Below are 19,546 nucleotides of genomic sequence, written 5' to 3'. Positions count from 1 at the left end.
ACCTGCATTGCCGATGCCGGCTATCGGATATCCCGGTTTGGCGAGGGCGGACGGGATCGGCATAATGACGCCTTATCAGAGAGGCCCCATCCTCCGCATGCCTGTTTGCAGGTGCAAGAGAGGATGGACAGCCACCCCAGAGGAGATCCCATGAAATATATCGGAGCCCATGTCAGCGCCAGCGGCGGGGTGGAGAACACCATTGCCCGCGCCCAGGCCATCGGCGCCAACGCCTTCGCCCTGTTTACCAAAAACCAGCGCCAATGGCAGGCTGCCCCCCTGTCCGAGGCGAGCATTCGTGCCTTCAAGGCGGAGTGCGAGAAGGGCGGTTTTCTCCCCGAGCAGATCCTGCCCCACGACAGCTACCTCATCAATCTGGGTCACCCCGACCCCGACGCGCTGGCCAAGTCCCGCGATGCGTTTCTCGACGAGATGAAGCGTTGCGAGCAGTTGGGCCTTTGCTACCTCAACTTTCATCCCGGCAGCCACCTCAAGCAGATCCCCGAGGCCGTGAGTCTGCGGCTCGTGAGCGAATCTATCAACTGGGCGCTGGAGCGCAGCCAGGGAGTGACGGCGGTGATCGAGAACACCGCGGGGCAGGGCACCAACCTCGGCTGGTCGTTCGAGCACCTCGCCACCATCATCGAGGAGGTGGAGGACAAGAGCCGGGTCGGGGTCTGTTTCGATACCTGTCACGCCTTCGCCGCCGGTTACGATCTGCGCACCCCGGATTCCTGCGCCGAAGTCTTTGCCGAGTTTGAGCGGACGGTTGGCTTTCGGTATCTCAAGGGGATGCATATCAATGGCGCCAAGTGCACCTTTGGCAGTCGGGTCGATCGTCACCACAGCCTGCGTGAGGGTAATCTCGGCGAGGCGGTGTTCCACCACATCATGAATGACGATCGCTTCGATCGCATTCCGCTGATCCTCGAGACCATAGACGAGTCCATCTGGGGTGAGGAGATCAGCTGGCTGCGCAGTCTGGCGAAGTGATAAGCAGCGAGCAAATCAAAGAGAGGGAGCCGTGGCTCCCTCTCTGCTTTTTGCGTTTCCGCCATTAGCGTGTTGGTTTGCCACCAGAGCTCTGGTCAGGCGTTACTCTGCGCGGATCACCTCGGCATCGTTCACCTGCGCCCGACAGAAGTGGATAAAGTGGCGCAGTGAGGCGGAATGGTATTTCTGCTTGTGCCAGATGAGGGAGAGCTGGCGCGGGAAGCGCTGCTCGAGGGGCAGCACCACCAGACGCCCCGCCAGCAACCGATCCGAAACCGCGAGGCGGGAGATGAAAGAGATCCCGAGCCCCTTTTCCACCGCCAGCATCACGGCCTCCAGGGTGTTGAGTTCGAGCCCGGCCTGCCAGCGGGGCAGGGCAGGCTGGATCTGCTGGATAAACTGTTCGCGGCTGCCCGATTGCAGCTCCCGCAGCACCCAGGTTTCGTCAGCCAGCCGGGGCAGGGTGAGGGTACCCTGGTTGGCGAGGGGGTGATCCGGATGGGCCACCACCAGCATCTCGTCCTGCAGCCAGGGTTCGGCGATGAGATCCGGATGATGGTTCTCCCCCTCGATCAGCGCCAGATCCAGTTCGAAGTTGGCCAACGCATGGCAGAGTTTGTGGGTATTGGTGATGGTCACCTTGGGGGGCAGTCCCAGCTCCTGCTTGCGGCTCGCCAGCAGGGTCGGCAGCAGGTAGTTGCCAATGGTCTGGCTGGCACCGAGGCGCAACTGGCCGCTCGGTTCGGCATCCGGGCTGAACAGGTTTTCGATATCCTGCATCCGGGTCAGCAGCTCTTCGGCGGCGGGTTGCAGCAAACGTCCCTCGTTGTTGAGCTGCAATCCGGGGTGGATGCGATCAAACAGCGGGCTACCCAGCTGGCGTTCCAGCTCCTGCAACGACTGGGAGACGGCGCCCTTGCTCAGGCAGAGTTCGTTGGCGGCGAGTCCCAGGTTGCCGTAACGGGCGATGGTGGCGAAGACCTTGAGTTGTTGCAGGGTCAGTTTCATGGCGTTTGATCTTCCTGAACATATGATTCAATTCATTTGGATATCCTAAACGACATGCGGCCATTATCCTATCGCCATCGTCTGATAGAGAAAGGTGTCGTCATGATCGCAAGAACCCGTAAATCCTTAGGCAAAGCTCCGACCCCCATGGCGGGACTGGCGCTTGGCATCGCCAGTCTCGGTTGGTGTTGGGAAAATGCCGGTCAGTTCGATGGGCGTATGCAGCTGCTGGGCGCCGCTGTGGCCGCCGTGCTGCTGCTGATCCTGACCTTCAAGTTTTTGCTTCATCCCCGTCTCTTGTGGCAAGACCTGGCTCACCCCGTGGTGGGTAGCGTGGTGCCCACCTACGCCATGGGGACCATGGTGGTGTCAAAAGCGCTGGGGATGATGGCGCCGCAGGCGGGTGAGGCACTCTGGCTGTTTGCCGTGGCCATTCACCTGATCTTCCTGGCCACCTTTATCTGGCACCGTGCCAAAGAGTTCGAAATTCACCATATGGTGCCGAGCTGGTTCGTGCCGCCGGTGGGCATTATCGTGGCCGATGTCGCCTTCCCGGGCGGCCAGTTTGCCGCGCTGGCCAACGGGTTGCTCTGGTTTGGCATCATCTGCTACGGCCTGATGCTGCCGCTGATGCTCTATCGCCTCATCTTCAGTCATGAAGTACCGGACGCAGCCAAGCCGACCATCGCCATTCTGGCGGCCCCTGCCAGTCTCTCCCTGGCCGGTTACCTGACCGTCAGCCAGGATCCCTCCCTGCTGCTGGTGGCCGTGCTGCTGGGGATCGCCATCCTGATGACCGGCATCATCTATCTGGCCTTCATCAAGTTGCTGCGCTTGCCGTTTTCCCCCGGCTATGCAGCCTTCACCTTCCCGATGGTGATCGGCGCCACCGCCTTGTTCAAGGTGGCCAACCTGGTCAGTGGCTGGCCGCAGGCAGCACACTATGTGGAGCAGATCAGATTGCTTGCCCACGTCGAGCTGGGAATTGCGACCGTGATCGTCGGTTATGTGGCTCTGCGTTATCTGATGTTCTTCCTGCCGCAGCGGGAGCCCGCAGTCGAGGGAGGCATGGCGCATCGCTAACCCCGTTTGATGCTCTGCCGCCCCTGATGAAACAATCGTCAACATGCCCCGCCAAGCGGGGCATTTTTCATTATTTTGTCGCAGATTAATGAATTCACGGCACTTTTATTCGTTTGTCTGAGAATTCACTGGTATTACCTGTCAGGCCAACTACAATGCCTCACCACTTTTCGCTTGACTCCAATCGATGACCGTCCAAGAAGACCCCGTATTTCACGCCTCTTTCAAACCCCGTTTGTTGCATCCCCGTTACTGGTTGAGCTGGCTGGCGCTGGCGATCTTGATGGTGCTGGCCTTTGTGCCGGTTCGTCTGCGGGATCGCCTGGCTGAAGCTCTGACGCCCCTGGTGTTCCGATTTTCCAAAAAACAGATCTATATCGCCAGAACCAACCTGGCTATCTGTTTTCCCGAGAAGAGTGCGGCCGAGCGGGATGCCATTGCGATGACCTCCATCCGGGTCGGCCTCAAGAGTCTGCTGGGATTTGGCGAGTTCACCGTGCGCAGCCCCCGTTACCTGATGAAGCGAATCCAGGTCAGCGGCTGGGAACATATCGAGGCCGAGCGTCAGGCCGGCCGTCCGGTGATCCTGGTGGTGCCCCATACCTGGCCGGTGGATGCGGCCGGTTACTGCTTCACCCAGCGTGGCGTGCCCATGTGCACCATGATGAAGCGTGCCCGCAATCCGGTGTTTGACTGGCACCTCAACCGGGCCAGGGCCAAGAATGGCTGCCGGGTCTACGAGCGCAGCGCCGGGATCAAGGCGGTGATCAGAACCATCAAGGGGGGGCATAGCTTCTTCTACCTGCCGGATCAGGATCACGGGCGCGAGAAGAGCATCTTCGTTCCCTTCTTCAACTATCCCAAGGCGACCCTGCCCGCCCTGCCACGACTGGTGCAGGTGAGTGGTGCCAAGGCAGTGCCGCTGCTGGCGGGCTACGATGAAGCCGCTCACTGTTACCGTCTGGAAATAGAAGCACCGTTTGACAACTATCCCACCGAGGATGTGATAGCGGATACCCGCCGGATGAACGACATGGTGCAACAGCAGCTCACTCGCCACCCCGGTCAGTACATGTGGTTTCTCAAGATCTTCGATACCCGCGAACACCAGGAGGGGCCGGACGGCCTCTATGAGGCGGGGATCCAGCGGATCCGCAAGGGGTTGTCACCCCAACCCTGATTTACTTCGTTGCAAAAATGGCCCCATGTGGGCCATTTTTAATTATTACTAGTCCGATCAGTGCCTTGCCATCGGCGATGGGGTGCCCCCGGAGTAGAAAAAAATGTCAGGATAACTACAATAACCGTTTGTTTTTATGAACCGAGGGCAGGTATGTCCGCATCCGATCCGGTATTTGATACCTCATTCCAAACCCGCCTGCTGCATCCCAAATGGTGGGGCAGCTGGTGTGCCCTGGGACTGCTCTCCCTGCTGGCCTTCATCCCTGCCAGATGGCGGGATCGCTTCGCCGATCTGGTGGCGCCGACCCTGCTGCGGGTCTCGAAAAAACAGGCCTACATCGCCGATACCAACCTCAAGATCTGCTTTCCCGAGCTGGACGTGGCCGGGCGCCAGGCGCTGCTGCTCAAGTCTATTCGGGTCGGTCTCAAGACCTTCATGGGCTTTGGCGAGCTGACATGGCGCAGTCGTGCCAGGTTGACCCGCCGCATCAAGGTGAGTGGCTGGGAACATGTTGCAGCCGAGCAGGCTGCAGGCCGGCCGATGATCCTGGTGGTACCCCACACCTGGGCGGTAGACATGATTGGCCGCTACTTTTCCCTGATGGGGATAGAGATGTGCACCATGATGAAGAGCCCCAAGGATGCGGTATTTGACTGGTACATCAACCGCGAGCGGACCAAGGGGGGCAAGGTGTACGAGCGCAGCGTCGGCATCAAGCCCGCCATCAAGACGATCCGCAGCGGAGCCAGCTTCTTCTACCTGCCGGATCAGGATCATGGCCGCGAGGCGAGCGTGTTCGTTCCCTTCTTTGGTCACCCCAAGGCGACCCTGCCGGCCCTGCCCAAGCTGGTGAAACTGGCCGGCGCCAAGGCCGTGCCCATCTTTGCCAGCTATGACGAGGATGCCGGTTGCTACCTGCTCGAAATTGAGCCACCGTTCGACCCTTATCCCGGCGACGATCTGCTGGCTGACGTCAACACCATGAACCGAATGGTCGAGCAACAGGTGGCGCGCCATCCCGAGCAGTACATGTGGTTTCTCAAGATCTTCGAAACCCTGGAACACCAGGAGGGGCCCGATGGCCTCTATGAGGCGGGGATCCGGCGCATTCGTGAAGGCTTGCCGCCCGACCCTTGATCCCATGGCCCGCTTGCGGGCCATTTTTGTGGCCAAAGGTGTGCGCCGCAGTGGACAGCAAAGGGTCAAACAGGGGATAACTGTGGCCCACGAACAATCAAGGAGCGGGGAAAGAGGCGAGATGCTCTCTTTCGGCGCGCAAATAGGGTGAAAGGGCGGTCATGAAAATTCCGAATCGAATCCAGCCCCTGGTGGATGATGGCCTGGTGGACGAGGTCGTCAGCCGGCTGATGAGCGGCAAAGAGGCCGATGTTTATGTGGTGCGTTGCGGCGACGAGATCCGTTGCGCCAAAGTCTATAAAGAGGCGTCCAAGCGCAGCTTCAAGCAGGCTGTGGTCTATCAGGAGGGGCGCCGGGTGCGCAACAGCCGCAATGCCCGGGCCATGGAGAAGGGCTCAAAATACGGTCGCAAACAGCACGAGGAGGTGTGGCAGAACACCGAGGTGGACGCTCTGTTCAAGTTGGCTGCCGCGGGTGTGCGGGTACCCAGACCTTATGTCTGTCTCGATGGCGTCTTGCTGATGGAGCTGGTGACCGACGCCGACGGCAATGTCGCCCCCCGCCTCAACGATGTGGCCCTCTCCCGCGAGCAGGCACTCATCGATCACGGCAAGGTGATCCGCTACGTGGTGCGCATGCTCTGCGCCGGCCTCATTCACGGGGACCTCTCCGAATTCAACGTGCTGGTGGACGAGCAGGGCCCCGTCATCATCGATCTGCCCCAGGTGGTGGATGCTGCCGCCAACAACCAGGCCAGGGCCATGCTGGAGCGGGACGTCAACAACATGCGCAACTACTACGGCATGTATGCCCCCGAGCTTCTCAAGACCCGGTACGCCGCTGAGATGTGGGCGCTGTTTGAAGAGGGAAAATTGACCCCGGATAGCGAGCTGACCGGCCTGTTTGAAGAGAGCACGGCCGCGGTCGATCTCGATGCTGTGCTGCACGAAATCGAGAGCGCCGAGGAGGAGGCGCTGGCGCGCCTGGCGCGAATGCGAGCCGAGCAGGAGGGGAGTTACTGACCCCTGCCTTGTCACCTAAAAGAGCGCCATCAGGCGCTCTTTTTGTCGGGAGTGTCACGGGCAATTGACGTTTAGACAAGATCACATGGCGAAGTGTGTCAGTCAGCCCGCTCGGGCAGTGCCATGACATTCGCCTGACGCCCCAGGTGAGCCAGCAGGCGGCGCACATCGTCGAGCTTGAGGATCAGGGTGGCGGTATTGACCAGCGGATGGCACTGCACCTGCTCGGCCTGCCAGATGGTCTCGTCCACCACCAGCTCCACTGCTTGTTCCGTGTCGCGCACCACGGCCAGCAGGGTCACCGAGCCCGGGGTGAGGCCGAGGGCGGCCTCCAGTCGCTCGGGGGAGCCAAAACTCAGGCGCTTGACTCCGAGGCGAGCGGCCAGCGCTTTCAGATCGACCCGGATCGTCTCCGGGGCCACCACCAGAAACAGCCGCTCGCTTTTCGGATCGCGCAGGAAGAGATTCTTGGTCTTGGCGGCGGGCAGGTCGGGCAGCAGGTCGCTTGCCTCCTCGCAGGTGAAGACGGGGGCATGGTCGAAACGCTGGTAGGGGATGGCCAGCCGATCCAGCAGGGCATAGAGGGCCACAATGATCTCCTTGTGTTTGAGGGTACCGATAGCTGAATACCAAAGCCGGGCAGGGCGCCGCAGGCAACCGTGCCGGCGTCGTAGGCGAAAGACCAGCTTACCAGCTCGCCCCTTCGCGTGCAGCCGCTCTGGCGATTGCGGGCCGGTACTGTATGAACGTACAATACTCCCATTCCAGGACAGACCCCGTTAGCTTGTATGACCGAGTTCCAGCCCACGCCCCCGGCGATGCCCCCCCAGGAAGGTTTTATCCTGACCCGTCACGGGCGGGATGTGCGTGGGCGAGGCGCGCAGGGGGAGCGCACCGAGATCGTGATGTGGCTCTGGAGCGAGCAGGGGCCGGTGCGGCTAGTGGTGCCGGGGCAGGAGCCGGTCTTCTTTCTGCCGCAAAGCCATATGGCGGAGGCCGCCGAACTCTTCAAGGGGGCCGGAGTGAGCGGGCGATTTCGCCGCCTGCCGATGCATACCTTCGATGGCCGCGCCGTGGTGGGCTGCTACTTTGCCACCCTGAGCGCGTTTCACCGTGCCATCGAGCTGCTGCTCATTCGTGGCCTCGAGCACTTCGAGGCGGATATCCGCTTGCCTGAGCGATTTCTCATGGAGCGCTTTATCACCGCCGGGGTGCGCTTTGGCGGCAAGGTGGTGAGAAAAGGAGGCAAGCAGGGTTACTGGGAGGTGCAGGAGGCGCGCTGCGCGCCCCAGGCGGTGACGCCTGCCCTCTCTTGGGTGTCGCTGGATGTGGAGTGCGCCATGGACGGGGCGCTCTTCTCGGTGGGGCTTTACAGCGAGCAGGATGCACGGGTCATCATGATAGGTACCCCCGAGGCCGGTGCCGAGGAGTGGGAGACCCGCATCGAGTGGGTGGCGGATGAGGATGCCCTGCTCAGCGCCCTGGAAGGGTGGTTCAGCCGCCACGATCCGGATCTGGTGATCGGCTGGAACGTGGTCAACTTCGACTTTCGCCTGCTGCTGCGCCGGGCCGAGCTCAACAAACGGCGGTTGAGGCTTGGGCGCGGGCGTGAGCTCTGCTTCTGGCGCTCCTCCCGCAGCGATCCCCAGACCGGCAATGCCATCATTCCGGGGCGCATGGTGCTGGACGGCATCGATACCCTGAAAAGTGCCACCTGGCAGTTTGCCAGCTACAGCCTGGATGCGGTGGCGAGCGAACTGCTCGGGCGCGGCAAGGATATCGAGGATGTGGCCAACCGTGGGGAAAAGATCACCGAGCTGTTTCACTCCGACAAGGAGGCGCTCGCCCGCTACAACCTGGAAGATTGCAAGCTGGTGTGGGAGATCTTCGATTTCTGCCACCTCATCCCCTTCGCCATCGAGCGCGCCTCCCTCACCGGCCTCGAGCTGGACAGGGTCGGGGGCTCGGTGGCGGCGTTTACCAATCTCTACCTGCCGCGGCTCCATCGCGGCGGCTATGTGGCCCCCAATCTACCTGCCGACGGTGGGCTGGCGAGCCCGGGCGGCTATGTGATGGACTCCAAACCGGGCCTCTATCGTCACGTGCTGGTGCTCGATTTCAAGAGCCTCTATCCCAGCATCATCCGCACTTTCTGCATCGATCCCATGGGACTGGTGGAGGGGTTGCAACATCCCGACCACGCCATCCCGGGTTTTCGCGGCGCCCTGTTCTCCCGCGAGCGGCACTTCCTGCCGGATCTCATCGCTACCCTGTGGGCGGCGCGGGATCGGGCCAAGGCGGCCAGCAACAAGGCGCTCTCCCAGGCCATCAAGATCATCATGAACTCCTTCTACGGGGTACTGGGTTCGGGGGGCTGCCGCTTCTACGACCCGAGGCTCGCCTCCTCCATCACCTTGCGCGGTCACGGCATCATGCAGCAGACCCGGGAGTGGATAGAGGGGCAGGGGTTCGAGGTGATCTATGGCGATACCGACTCCACCTTCGTCCATCTGGGGCGCGAGACCAGCGCCGAGCAGGCGGACGAGATCGGCCGACAGCTTGCCCGGATGATCAACGACAACTGGACGGCGCTGATCCGGCGCGAGTTCGATTTGCCGAGCCATCTCGAGATCGAGTACGAGACCCACTACCGCCGTTTTCTGATGCCCACCATTCGCGGGCTGGAGAAGGGCAGCAAGAAGCGCTACGCCGGCCTGGTGGCGGCGCCAGGAGGTCAAGAGGCTGAACGTCTGGTGTTCAAGGGGCTCGAATCGGTGCGCACCGACTGGACGGCGCTCGCCAAGCAGTTCCAGACCCGCCTCTATGAGATGGTGTTTCACGATGAGGATCCCGGCAGCTATGTGCGAACCATGGTGGACGAGACCCGGGCCGGTCGGCACGACGATCTGCTTATTTATCGCAAGCGGCTGCGGCAAAAACTCGAGGAGTACCAGAAAAACGTGCCACCTCATGTGCGGGCGGCGCGCCTTGCTGATGAAGAAAACCTGCGCCGCGGTCTGCCCCAGCGCTACCAGCACAGGGGAACCATCGCCTACCTGATGACCCTGAACGGCCCCGAGCCGCTCGAATACCGGCGCAGCGCCATCGACTACGAGCACTACATCGACAAGCAGCTCAGGCCCATTGCCGACGCCATCCTGCCCTTTATCGGCGAGTCGTTCGAGCGGATCTGCGGCCAGCAGCTGGACCTTTTCTAGGGGGCATTTGCTCCTTTCTCTACCAGGCTCTTTACTTTTCAAAAGCACTGTATAAAAATACAGTCAATCATCATGGAGAAGTATCCTATGCGTCTGGAAATCATCATCGATAAGAAACATCAGATCCCGACCTCCACCATGGAAGCACTGCGCCAGGAGCTGCTCAAGCAGCTGGGGGAGAAGTTCCCGGATCTGCATGTACGGGTTGCCCCGGGCAGCACCATGTCCCTGACCGTCAGCCGCGCCAGCAAGGAAGAGAAAGAGCTGGCCGAAGCCATGGTGCAAGAGGTGTGGGAGAATGCCGACAGCTGGATGCCGGAGGAGAGCCTCGCCTCCTGAGCTGTCAGCAAGCTTGCTGACGCGGGGGCTGCACGGGGCTGTGAAAGCAAAGCGTAAGCAGAGGAAAGCACAACGAACGGAGACGCCTGCGGGGCGGTCGGTGTTGTCATACGGATTTCTTGTACCCGAGGGCGCCCCTGAGACGACATCCCTGAAACAAAATAACGCAGCCATGGGCTGCGTTATTGTTTTGAGCGGATGGGGCAGGACACGGGTTGATGGTGACTCAGAGTCCGGCCCAGCTTTTCAGGCTTTGCTGCTGTACCCGGCGGTTGGCCTCGCTTATCTCCCCCAGGGCGCGCAGTGCTTTGATTGCTACGGGCAGGGCGGCTCTGACTTCCTCGCGGTTCATTCCCGCCTTGAGCGCCGGGTGGTAGGCGAGCTTGAGCAGCACATAGTCAAGGCCGGTCAGGAAGCTGTCGACACTGTGGTCGTTGAAGATGGAGGGAAATACCTTGTCGGAGTCGTTGGGCAGCCCCATCACCTGAGTGAACTCCTCCACCACGCAATCGAGAAAGCGCCCCTTGGCCCGGCTGTAGTCTACCGGAATGATGATGGTGGCACGGCTGATCTCGTGCTGCTTGTTGGTGGCGAAGTTGGCCAGGCAGAGCCCCTCCTTGAGGGCCATGTTGACGGACGGATCTCCGCCCATGGTGCGGTTTGCCCAGCTTTTCATCCGTTGGTAATCGGTCATGATCAGGGTCAGGTTGGGATTGTCGCTGACCAGGGTGATGGGGTGGCCCGTGATGCGGGCCAGATGGGCGGCTTGTACCTTGACCACTTCCGCCTGCAGCGGCTTGTCTCCCGACTCGTTGACAAGCTTGAGGCGCACGGGTTGCTGCCAGCGGGCGAAGCGGGTCTGTTTTGCCTCGCCATACTCCCGCTTCATGGCGATGGTCATAAAGCTCTCGATAAGGTAACTGTCGCTTTGCCAGCGCTCGGCAGCGCTCACATGGGGCCAAGGCAAGGAAAGCAGTAAGGCAGGCAGCAGGGCGAACCTGCGCCACCCTCCATGGGGAAGGGTTATCACTCGTTTTACAATGCACATCAATGCCATGATCTCCCCCAGCCCTCTGCCTGGCCGATCAGCGCCCGGACCGCTCCAGATCCCGCCAGGTGAGCCAGAGCCTCAAATCAAACTCCAGTTGATGATAGTCCGGCTCCATGTGTTGGCAGAGCTGGTAGAAGCCCTTGTTGTGATCCTTCTCTTTGAGATGAGCCAGCTCGTGCACCACTATCATCTTCAGGAAGGCGGGGTGCGCCTCCTTGAACAGGGCGGCGATGCGGATCTCGTTTTTGGCCTTGAGCTTGCTGCCCTGCACCCGGCTGACATAGGTGTGCAGGCCGAGGGCATCCTTGATGACGTTGATCTTGCCGTCGAACACCACCTTGGCCAGCGGCGCCGAGCTCTTGAGGTAGCGATTTTTCAGATCCATGGTGTAGGCCAGCAGCGCCTTGTCGCTCTGGATCTGATGACTGTCCGGATAGCGCTTGGCCAACATTTCCCCGAGTTTGCCCGCCGCGATCAGCTGCTGCACCTGGGCCTTGAGAGGCTCGGGATAGCCCCCCAGATAGGTCAGTTCCACCATGTGTGTCACCCGTTACATCCAAAAAAAGCGCCATTGTAGTCATCGTGAGCCGGCTTGCCTACCGCCGGCAGGCCGCAAAACGCAATGAAAAGGGCGGCCATCATGGCCGCCCTTGTTGTATCTGAGAGCCGTCAGCGTCTGCGATAGAGCCCCGGATCCACCTCTTCATACCGGCTTGTCAGGTACTGGTAGAAGGCGAGGTGGGAGGGGGAAGTGGGCTTTTTCAGCTCCTCGCTCACCCGTTCCGGCTTGGCGATGATGAACTTGGGTTGCTGGCGCTGGATATCGGCCAGCACCCGCTCGCGCACGTCATAGGGCGGGTTGACGTTGGCGAAGAAGAGGTAGGCGGATGCCGGCTGGCGATCGGTCCAGAGATAATATTGCGGCTGGATGCCGTCGACCCAGATCTTGTCGCTCGGGGTTGTTTCGGCTTTGATCCGATCGACCCGCACCTGGGCCGGTGGATTGAAGGGGCGCCCCTTCTGGGTGCCTTCCCAGGCGTTGTTGATCATCAGCATCAACATGGCCAGGGTGGCGAGCCAGGGAGTGGCGCTGCGTACATCCCAAGCACGCCACAGGGGCACCAGGATCAGCACAGGCAGCGCCCACAGCAAGCTGTTGCCGAGCACTTCGTTTACCCGCGCAAGGGACCACTCCTTGGTGCTCCAGCCATAGCCGAGCTGCTGGGCCAGCAGCCAGCTGGCGGTGAGCACCACCAGAGAGATGCACAGTAGTCCCATGGCATCTGCCTGCTGTTCGCTGCGATCCAGCAGCACCGCCAGCGGCAGCAGACCCAGCTGCAGGTAGAGCACATCGTAGTGATCGAACACATGGCCGGAGACCGAGTTGGCGATCAGGGTGAACAGCACGCCAAACAGGGTGACCAGCAGCACGGGGAGGTACCACTCCTGACGGCGGCCCAGCATCAGCAGGATGAAGGGGGGTAGCAACATGATGAGGCCGGTGCGAAACAGCCCGACGGCCCCGACGGCGGGGGAGACGCCGTTACCGTAGCTCCCCTCGAAGAAGATATCGAAGGCGTAGTATTTGAATGCTGCCAGCAGATCGTGCTGCTGGAAGTAGGCGTAGAGCGGGCCGCCGATGAGCGCCAGCCCCAGCAGGCTGGAGAGCAGCAGCAAGAGGGCGTCGCGCCACTTCTCGTGCAGGCACCAGTGGCAGAACAGCACCAGATACCAGCCACCCCAGAAGGCGCCATTGTTGGTGCGCATCCAGGCGACGATGGCGAAGGTCAGTGCCGCCACCAGAGCGGGCCACCACTCGAAGCGCTTGTCCAGCAGCAAGGTGATGAAGGCCCACTGGGCGATGAGGGCCAGATGAAAGGTCCAGTCCTCGGTCATGTTGCCGTAGTAGTAACGGGTGCCGTAAAGCGCCAGCACCGCCAGCATGGCGCCGAGGCGCGCCCGAAACGACAACCCCAGCTGGGCAAACGCCTGCCAGCTTGCCAATAGCCCAAGCCAGCAGAGCCCCCACTCCAGCGCCCAGATCCCGACAAAGCCGCCGAGGCGATAGCCCAGCGCATCGAGGGCGAAGATCATCGGCCCCTTGATGTCGATCATGTCCCGGTAGAGCACGCCCCCCTCGCTCCACATCTTGCCCATGACGGCAAACAGCGAGGCGTCAAATCCTGGCGCCATGGCGTAAAACAGGGGGTTACGCAAACTGAAGAGCAGCGCCAGCAGGCCGGTCATGAGCACCACGACGGGTTTGACGCCCGGGTTGACACGAGGGGGAGTGAAACGAATGGAGTGAGTCATGAAGTCGCCTGCTCCTGCAGCTGGTCTTGAAAGCGGGCCTATCTTGCCGAGGCCGCGAGTCCGATGCAATGGGGCAGGCCCGTGCGGGGCAAATATTCTCGTAAATGGCCTGATCCAAAGGCGGATCAGGCCATGACTCCCCGGTTGTCAGGGTGTAGCTGTATGGTATTCGACCAGCGGTGGCTGGATGGCGAGGGTCGACAGGTGACGGGCCCAGCGGATGAAGGCGTCCGCCAGGGTGATGCCCAGCTCCTGATTGTGCTGGGTCAGGGTTCGGGCCAGCGCCGTGTAGCCCTCCTTGCCGGAGGCGGTATAGGCGCTCGATACTCCGCGATAGACCTCATCGGCCTCGATTGGCAGCCAGTTGCCGGGGGAGTGCTCCCACTCCAGCCGGGTGATGCGCGCCCCCTTGGGCTGCTCGGCCCGGTAACAAAAGCGCACCCCGGCAGTGTAGGGGAAGCTGCCGCTGCCATTGCCGGCCACGCCGTTGTTGGTGGCGTTGTCAATCGCTCCCTCCAGTGCTTCCGCCAGCTCGTGACCATGGACCCGATAGAGGGTGAGGGGGATGGCGAAGGGGAGCAGACGCCCGGCGATATCGGCCTCGCTAAGGGGGCCCTGCTCCAGCGAGCAGCGCACGCCCCCTGCATTGTGCAGGGCAAAATCCACCTGACCGACCTGCTCGCGGGCCGCTGCCAGCATGGCCCGGGCGACCAGTGGCGCCACCTGGCTGCCGTTTGGCAGCAGGGCATCCGGCAGGCGCTGATGCAGCAAAGGCGTGTCGAGGTGGGTGACGATGCGTTGGGTCATGGTGTCGATCTCCGGCCGGTAGCGTCTGGCCAGATGCTGTTCCACCCTGGCATCCGGCTCGCAAAAGACCAGCCCGGCGGGGACGTCACCCGCAAACGGCCAGGGTTGCCACGGCAGCCATTCCAGTTGCCCTCGGCTTTGTACCACGCGGCCCGCCTCGTCGAAGGCCAGTTCGCACACCCCGAGACAGAGGGCGCTGTGCCCCGCATGCAGGATGGCGACCCCGTTTTGCATCAGGGGATACTCCCCTTCGCTTGGTAGTCCCAGCGGCGCCAGATCCCCCAGCAGGCTGTGGGTGTGGCCGCCGATGATGAGGCTGAGCTGGGGGAATCTCTCGGCCAGCAGTTTGTCCTGCTCCAGCCCGAGGTGGCTCAGCAGCACGATATGGTGGATCCCCGCTTCCTTGATCTCGCGCAGCACCCGGGTGAGGGTGTCGGCCACGGCATGAAAGCGGGTGTGGGGATCCGGGTTGGCGATGGCAGCCATCTGGGGCAGGGTGATGCCGAGCAGGGCAAACGGCACGCCGCCCAGTTTACGGCGATGCCAGGGCTGGTGCGCATCATAAAGGTGGGGCAGATCCCAGAGGCCGAGGGGCGTGTCGTCGGGCTCCTGGCTGTTGTCCAGGTTGGCAGCCAGCACGGGAAAATCGAGTTGGCGTAAAAACTCCACCAGGGGGCCATTACCCAGATCGAACTCGTGGTTGCCGATCACCATGGCATCGGGTTGCAACATGGCGATCAGGTCGGCGTTGGCGCGACCTTTGAAGCGGTTGAAATAGAGTGAGCCCTGAAAGGTATCGCCACCATGTAAGAAGAGGCTGGCCTGGCCTTGGCTGGCGGCCTTGGCACGCAGTTGGGTGAGCCGGGTCAGGATCCGTGCATAACCGCCGCACTGGGTGCGCCACTGGGGGTGACCGACGGGAGAGAAGCTGATCGGTGCGCCGTCGAAATGGGAGTGGCAATCACTGAAGTGGGCAAGTTGAACCGTAATACTCATCTCGGTCCTCCTTAGGGAAAGAGGCACCGAGTCTACTGCAACAGGGGGGCAAGATACCAGCCCGGCAGGCGCCGGGCTGGTGGGGGATCAGGCGGGGACCATGATCTGGGTGGCGAGGATCACCACCAGCAGGCCGACGGCGACCGGCATGCTGGTGCGTTTGACCACCTCGAACGGGGAGAGCTTGCCCATCCCCGCACAGGCGACCACCACGCCGGAGACCGGCGAGATGGTGCGGCCCAGGTTGGATGCCTGCAGCATGGGGATCACCAGGTACGCCGGGTTGATGCCCAGGCTGCTGGCCAGGTTGGGAATAAGCTCCACAAAGGCGTAGAAGGGGGCATTACCCGAGCCGGTGGTGAAGGCGGCCAGGGTGGTGATCACCACCAGGGAGAGCATCATGATCAGGCCGCCTGAGCCCAGATCCTGGGCATGGGTCAGCAGGGTGTCGATGAAGCCGATGGTCATCAGACCCTGGGCGAAGACGCCGGCACCTACCAGCAGCATGACCACGCCGGCGAAGGCATCCGCCATGTTGCGCCAACACACCTGCAGACCGTCCAGCAGCTCCTTGCCATTGCGCACGCGGATCAGCTCCAGCAGGCTGGCCAGCACCATGCACATGACGATGATGGTGACGATATCCAGCTGCGGTCCCCATTTGCCGTCAAACACCAGCACCCCGATGATGGGAGTGAAGGGGAGGATGGCGTAGAAGGCGGGAGCCGAGGTGATTAGATCACCCGGTGCCACAGGTTCATTGTGTTCGCCGGATTTCTGATCGAGGTAGCGCTGCCAGAAGAAGTGGGTCACCGCCATGCAGGCGATGGCCACCAGCGAGATGGGCAGGGTCAGCTTGAAGGCAAAGTCCAGCAGCGGCATGTTGGCGGCCTGGGCGGCCATCACCACGTCACCTGAGGTGGGGGCCAGAATGATGGCGGCCGGGGAGGCGCAGACGGCCGCCGCGGCGCCACGGGAGATCCCCATGTTGACCATCAGCGGGAACAGGGTCGCCATCAGCAATACCCCGAGACCGGTGGCCGAGCTGACCGCCAGGGACATGGCGCAGGCGACCAGATAGGCGGCGACCAGCAGGATGTAGGGGGACTTGATGAAGCCGAGAGGCTTGCTGGCCAGCTTGACCAGTATGGTGTTGGCGCCAATGTGGCTCATGTAGCCGGCAAAACCGCACAGCACCATGATCAACATCCCCAGTCCACCCCCACGGTCATTGAGCAGGAAGCGGACGTATTCGAAGATGTCGGTTGCCAGGTAGCCGGTGCTGGCGACCTTGTTTGGCAGGACGGGTTTGCCCATCAGGGCGGTGACCAGCAGCAATAGCAGGCCACCGCTGAGCAGCACGCCGGTGGCGGAGTATCCCTTGAAGATGGCACGGCCCACCACCAGGGTGACCAGGGTGCCGATAACGAGTTCCAGCATATATAGCCTTATTGGGTAGGTGAAAGTGGCATAAGTCTATTCCTATGGGGGTAATCCCGCGACAACAAGCCGGTAGTAGTTTGCTCCACATCAACATTTCCCAGTGGAAACAGCATTTTAAAAGGATAAAAGCACTTTACCTGGTAGTTATGACTGCCTAATCTGACTCCCATTGTATGGTTTTAAGGGTTTATGTATTTTGAAGTTGCAATTCCACAGAATTAAGCTCTGTTTAATTTGTGCTTGTTTGATGTTTATGCCAAATCGAGTGCTGGCAATGAACAACGACGGTTTTCACCAGACGGGTCCTTGTCAGGCGATCGCCATGCGACACCTGACGGCAGCCCGCGCCTACGGCGTGCTGATGGTCGCCGTGGGAGAGGGTCCCCGTTTCGCGGCCCTGATCACCGGCATGACGAGTGACGATTGTCTCTCCCGGCAGGCCATGCGAGTGGATGGGGTGGTGCTGTTGACCATCCCCCAATTTTATCCCCGGCGAGGGAAGGTTGGACTTTGCGAGTTGTGGTTAAGAGATCGGGCAGATCGCCGCTTTTTTGCCAACCGCATTGAAAATGATCATTTCATTCAGATAGATGGTCATGACATCAATGTGAAAAATTATCACCTTAGCTGGCGCAGAATAGCCGGATCCAGGCGATAAAATTGTCAATTTCACCCTTGGCGCCCAGGTGACTCACGGAACCTGTGAGCGGGCTCAGATTTCTGAACAATCATGGTATTGCGCAGCATCCTGGTCGCACATAGGCTATAGCGTTATCTATGTGGCACCCGTTTCGGCGCGGTTGCTGTTTCGCCCGTGCAATCAAGGAAGGTAGTCTGGCATGGTCAGCAAGTTTCATAACATGGTGGTAGGGATCGGGTTGTTGTTGCTGCCGCTGGCGAGCCAGGCGCAAACAGTCAGGCCGCAGGTGGTGCCCGAATCCCGCATCAATGTGCGCTTTTATGACGTCAATGCAACCAGCCCGGACCAACTGGCCAGCGCCATCGTCCAGAGTGCCCCCAGGGTGAATGGCAAGGTGGTACTTGGCAAGGCAAGTTATCAGGTGGATTGGCAGCTCGAGACGGAGCAGCTGCCGGGGCGCTGCCAGCTTACCCAGGTCACTGTCCTGACCCAGGCGACCGTGCTGCTGCCCCGCTGGAACCAGAGCCGCAACAGCACGGGATCTGCCCGCGACGACTGGGCCAGGGTACTCTCCAGCATGTTCGAGTATGAGTCCCGCTTCAAGGAGATGGTGCAGCGGGGTAGCAGCCTGGTGGGTGGTGCCATCGCGGCCCTGCCGAGCCACGGCGATTGCCAGGCCTTGCGCTATGCCGCCTGGGCGGCGGGCAGCAAAGAGATGGAGAAGATCCGGGAGCGCATCGATGCGTTTCAGGAACAGACCGGTTATGGCGAGCGTTTTGGCGTGCGCTGGCCCAATTAATGGATTGATACTGACGACAACAAGGCCGCCCATTGGGCGGCCTTGTTGTTTATGGCTGGCAGTGCGGGATTCAGGCCAGCGACTTGCCCTTGAGCAGCTTGCGCACCCAGTAACGAGCCGGGTGGAGCGCCTCCAGCAGATCGGCTGCCAGGGGGAGGGGATCGCCGCAAATCTCGCTGGCCAGCAACTCGCCGCACAGCGGTGCCGAGCACAGGCCCCGGGAGCCGAGGGCGCCCAGTACATAGAGACCCGGGTAAAGTGGCAGCGGCGAGGCATCTTGTCGATCCCCATGCAGCCCGGCGTAGTGATCCGCCAGCCCCTGCAATCTGGTCACGGGGCCGACCACGGGCAGGTGATCCCGGCTGGCGCAGCGTACCCCGACCCGCGCTTCGTTACCGCTTACGTCTACCTCATCGGGCCAGGGCTGGCCAGGCAAGCAAGCTTGCAATCTGGTCCGGTTTTGGGCCTGCTCATCGGCGCGAAATTCGAGGCTGGTCTGGTTGCGACCATAGCTGGCCCCGATACAGTGATGCGCGTTGTGGGGCGGTGTGAGATAGCCGTCGTAGCAGAGCACGGTCTTGAGCTGACCGAGTGCTGGGCTGGTCGGAATATGGCTTACCTGACCGCGCACCGGATAGAGCGGCAGTTCGGCAAAGGGGAGCAGGGCGGGCAACTGGTGGCCGGCGGCCACCACAAGATTGGGGGCTTGCCAGTGGCGACCGTCATGACTCATCACTTGCCAGCCGTCGCTTTGCTCGCCGATGCTTACCACCCGGGCGCCGTATTCCACCTGCAGCAGGCCGCTTGCCTGGGCCTCCTCGATGGCGGCGCGGGTCATATCGGCCGGACAGAGCCAGCCTCCCAGCGGATAGCTGACCCCGGCATGGCCCGAGGGCAAACCGCAAGCCGCTTCGCTTTCTGTTGCAGATAATGGGAGCATCAGCTCGGGCGGGAAGGGGCCCTGGCTCATCTTGGCCAGCTTGGCAGCGGATTTGTCGTCATAACCGAGCTGGGTCACGCCGCACAGATCAAAGGCGATGGGATGACGTTCGGCCAGGGCCAGCAGCCGGTTTCTGGCATGGCCAAAGGCGAGCGAATAGAAGCGCGACAACGCGTCGTGCTCGCCGTTAAGGAGCGGATACAAGGCCCCTTGCCGGTTGCCGGAGGCGCCGCAGGCCAGCTCGCCATCTTCGCACAGCAGCCGAACCTTGCGGCCCCGCTCCACCAGGGAGAGCGCCGTCATGGCCGAGGCAATGCCGCCGCCTATCATCAGCACGTCCCCCTCCCGCCCGGCCGGGCGGGCATACCAGGGAGCTATGGTCTGCTGTGGCTGCTTGTCTATCCGCTCGCCGGCCAGCATCTCCCGCTTGCTGCCGTGCCCCTTCACCTTCTTCATGGCAAAGCCGGCGGCGATGAGTCCCCGGCGCACGAAACCGGCGCAGGTAAAGGTTGAGAGGGTGGCGTTGGGGCGGGCGAGGCGGGCGAGGCCGTCGAACAGCTCCTGGGTCCACATT

17 protein-coding genes are annotated in these 19,546 nt (G+C 61.6%); 9 read left to right on the top strand and 8 right to left on the bottom strand.

Annotation, left to right across the window (positions count from 1 at the left end; all coding sequences use genetic code 11):
- The first annotated feature begins 150 nt into the window (after positions 1 to 150).
- Positions 151 to 993 carry a deoxyribonuclease IV gene (gene nfo, locus BN1123_RS12680; protein ID WP_042027367.1) on the top strand — a complete coding sequence of 281 codons (843 nt, stop codon included), beginning with the start codon at positions 151 to 153 and terminating at the stop codon, positions 991 to 993.
- A gap of 102 nt (positions 994 to 1,095) precedes the next feature.
- Here nfo and BN1123_RS12675 read toward each other — a convergent pair whose 3' ends face one another.
- Positions 1,096 to 2,001 carry a LysR substrate-binding domain-containing protein gene (locus BN1123_RS12675; protein ID WP_042027366.1) on the bottom strand — a complete coding sequence of 302 codons (906 nt, stop codon included), beginning with the start codon at positions 1,999 to 2,001 and terminating at the stop codon, positions 1,096 to 1,098.
- A gap of 102 nt (positions 2,002 to 2,103) precedes the next feature.
- Between BN1123_RS12675 and BN1123_RS12670 the strand changes: the two genes are divergently transcribed.
- The 4 genes from BN1123_RS12670 (at position 2,104) to BN1123_RS12655 (ending at position 6,426) form a co-directional block, all read left to right on the top strand.
- On the top strand, positions 2,104 to 3,084 hold the full coding sequence (locus BN1123_RS12670) for a TDT family transporter (protein ID WP_042027365.1): 981 nt from the start codon (positions 2,104 to 2,106) through the stop codon (positions 3,082 to 3,084).
- Positions 3,085 to 3,271: 187 nt separating this feature from the next.
- Entirely contained in the window at positions 3,272 to 4,264 is a 993-nt protein-coding gene (gene lpxM, locus BN1123_RS12665; RefSeq protein WP_042027363.1) for a lauroyl-Kdo(2)-lipid IV(A) myristoyltransferase, read from the top strand.
- Between the two features lie 153 nt (positions 4,265 to 4,417).
- Positions 4,418 to 5,404 (top strand): LpxL/LpxP family acyltransferase, encoded by a 987-nt coding sequence (locus BN1123_RS12660; protein ID WP_042027362.1) that lies wholly within the window; start codon positions 4,418 to 4,420, stop codon positions 5,402 to 5,404.
- A 161-nt stretch (positions 5,405 to 5,565) separates the two neighbouring features.
- Positions 5,566 to 6,426, top strand: coding sequence for a PA4780 family RIO1-like protein kinase (locus tag BN1123_RS12655; RefSeq protein ID WP_042027361.1), 861 nt, complete (start codon positions 5,566 to 5,568; stop codon positions 6,424 to 6,426).
- A gap of 98 nt (positions 6,427 to 6,524) precedes the next feature.
- On the opposite strand, the gene BN1123_RS12650 is transcribed toward BN1123_RS12655, so the two are convergent.
- Positions 6,525 to 7,016, bottom strand: a complete 492-nt coding sequence (locus BN1123_RS12650) for a prolyl-tRNA synthetase associated domain-containing protein (RefSeq protein WP_042027359.1) — start codon at positions 7,014 to 7,016, stop codon at positions 6,525 to 6,527.
- A gap of 198 nt (positions 7,017 to 7,214) precedes the next feature.
- Between BN1123_RS12650 and BN1123_RS12645 the strand changes: the two genes are divergently transcribed.
- Positions 7,215 to 9,644, top strand: coding sequence for a DNA polymerase II (locus tag BN1123_RS12645; protein ID WP_042027358.1), 2,430 nt, complete (start codon positions 7,215 to 7,217; stop codon positions 9,642 to 9,644).
- A gap of 87 nt (positions 9,645 to 9,731) precedes the next feature.
- Entirely contained in the window at positions 9,732 to 9,983 is a 252-nt protein-coding gene (locus BN1123_RS12640; RefSeq protein WP_026456204.1) for a DinI family protein, read from the top strand.
- A gap of 226 nt (positions 9,984 to 10,209) precedes the next feature.
- On the opposite strand, the gene BN1123_RS12635 is transcribed toward BN1123_RS12640, so the two are convergent.
- The 5 genes from BN1123_RS12635 to dcuC all read right to left on the bottom strand — a co-directional run bounded on the left by BN1123_RS12635 (position 10,210) and on the right by dcuC (position 16,590).
- Entirely contained in the window at positions 10,210 to 11,031 is an 822-nt protein-coding gene (locus tag BN1123_RS12635; protein ID WP_042027357.1) for a DUF2927 domain-containing protein, read from the bottom strand.
- A 37-nt stretch (positions 11,032 to 11,068) separates the two neighbouring features.
- Complete coding sequence (locus BN1123_RS12630; protein WP_042027356.1) at positions 11,069 to 11,572, bottom strand: M48 family metallopeptidase; 504 nt, start codon at positions 11,570 to 11,572, stop codon at positions 11,069 to 11,071.
- Positions 11,573 to 11,703: 131 nt separating this feature from the next.
- On the bottom strand, positions 11,704 to 13,347 hold the full coding sequence (locus BN1123_RS12625; protein WP_042027355.1) for a hypothetical protein: 1,644 nt from the start codon (positions 13,345 to 13,347) through the stop codon (positions 11,704 to 11,706).
- A gap of 147 nt (positions 13,348 to 13,494) precedes the next feature.
- Positions 13,495 to 15,150, bottom strand: coding sequence for a bifunctional metallophosphatase/5'-nucleotidase (locus tag BN1123_RS12620; protein ID WP_042027354.1), 1,656 nt, complete (start codon positions 15,148 to 15,150; stop codon positions 13,495 to 13,497).
- 87 nt (positions 15,151 to 15,237) lie between these two features.
- The gene (gene dcuC / locus BN1123_RS12615; RefSeq protein WP_042027352.1) at positions 15,238 to 16,590 is read right to left on the bottom strand and encodes an anaerobic C4-dicarboxylate transporter DcuC; all 1,353 of its coding nucleotides are present in this window, start codon (positions 16,588 to 16,590) and stop codon (positions 15,238 to 15,240) included.
- Positions 16,591 to 16,867: 277 nt separating this feature from the next.
- Between dcuC and BN1123_RS12610 the strand changes: the two genes are divergently transcribed.
- Together BN1123_RS12610 and BN1123_RS12605 are read left to right on the top strand one after the other, a co-directional pair.
- Positions 16,868 to 17,251 (top strand): hypothetical protein, encoded by a 384-nt coding sequence (locus BN1123_RS12610; RefSeq protein ID WP_224212371.1) that lies wholly within the window; start codon positions 16,868 to 16,870, stop codon positions 17,249 to 17,251.
- Between the two features lie 181 nt (positions 17,252 to 17,432).
- Complete coding sequence (locus BN1123_RS12605; protein WP_042027350.1) at positions 17,433 to 18,032, top strand: DUF922 domain-containing protein; 600 nt, start codon at positions 17,433 to 17,435, stop codon at positions 18,030 to 18,032.
- Between the two features lie 70 nt (positions 18,033 to 18,102).
- On the opposite strand, the gene mnmC is transcribed toward BN1123_RS12605, so the two are convergent.
- Positions 18,103 to 19,546: bifunctional tRNA (5-methylaminomethyl-2-thiouridine)(34)-methyltransferase MnmC2/FAD-dependent 5-carboxymethylaminomethyl-2-thiouridine(34) oxidoreductase MnmC1 (gene mnmC, locus BN1123_RS12600; protein WP_042027349.1), on the bottom strand; the 1,444-nt coding region annotated here is incomplete at its 5' end.

The sequence above is a fragment of the Aeromonas enteropelogenes genome (assembly GCF_000819845.1).
Lineage (GTDB): Bacteria > Pseudomonadota > Gammaproteobacteria > Enterobacterales > Aeromonadaceae > Aeromonas > Aeromonas enteropelogenes.
This window is presented reverse-complemented; position numbering and strand designations above follow the sequence as displayed.

Coding starts and splice junctions, on each gene's coding strand:
- BN1123_RS12620 (WP_042027354.1), bottom strand. CDS start 15,150: ATGAGTATTACGGTTCAACTTGCCCACTTCAGTGATTGCCACTCCCAT.
- BN1123_RS12605 (WP_042027350.1), top strand. CDS start 17,433: ATGGTCAGCAAGTTTCATAACATGGTGGTAGGGATCGGGTTGTTGTTG.
- BN1123_RS12660 (WP_042027362.1), top strand. CDS start 4,418: ATGTCCGCATCCGATCCGGTATTTGATACCTCATTCCAAACCCGCCTG.
- BN1123_RS12655 (WP_042027361.1), top strand. CDS start 5,566: ATGAAAATTCCGAATCGAATCCAGCCCCTGGTGGATGATGGCCTGGTG.
- BN1123_RS12630 (WP_042027356.1), bottom strand. CDS start 11,572: ATGGTGGAACTGACCTATCTGGGGGGCTATCCCGAGCCTCTCAAGGCC.
- BN1123_RS12645 (WP_042027358.1), top strand. CDS start 7,215: ATGACCGAGTTCCAGCCCACGCCCCCGGCGATGCCCCCCCAGGAAGGT.
- lpxM (WP_042027363.1), top strand. CDS start 3,272: ATGACCGTCCAAGAAGACCCCGTATTTCACGCCTCTTTCAAACCCCGT.
- nfo (WP_042027367.1), top strand. CDS start 151: ATGAAATATATCGGAGCCCATGTCAGCGCCAGCGGCGGGGTGGAGAAC.
- BN1123_RS12610 (WP_224212371.1), top strand. CDS start 16,868: ATGAACAACGACGGTTTTCACCAGACGGGTCCTTGTCAGGCGATCGCC.
- BN1123_RS12625 (WP_042027355.1), bottom strand. CDS start 13,347: ATGACTCACTCCATTCGTTTCACTCCCCCTCGTGTCAACCCGGGCGTC.
- BN1123_RS12640 (WP_026456204.1), top strand. CDS start 9,732: ATGCGTCTGGAAATCATCATCGATAAGAAACATCAGATCCCGACCTCC.
- dcuC (WP_042027352.1), bottom strand. CDS start 16,590: ATGCTGGAACTCGTTATCGGCACCCTGGTCACCCTGGTGGTGGGCCGT.
- BN1123_RS12635 (WP_042027357.1), bottom strand. CDS start 11,031: ATGTGCATTGTAAAACGAGTGATAACCCTTCCCCATGGAGGGTGGCGC.
- BN1123_RS12675 (WP_042027366.1), bottom strand. CDS start 2,001: ATGAAACTGACCCTGCAACAACTCAAGGTCTTCGCCACCATCGCCCGT.
- BN1123_RS12670 (WP_042027365.1), top strand. CDS start 2,104: ATGATCGCAAGAACCCGTAAATCCTTAGGCAAAGCTCCGACCCCCATG.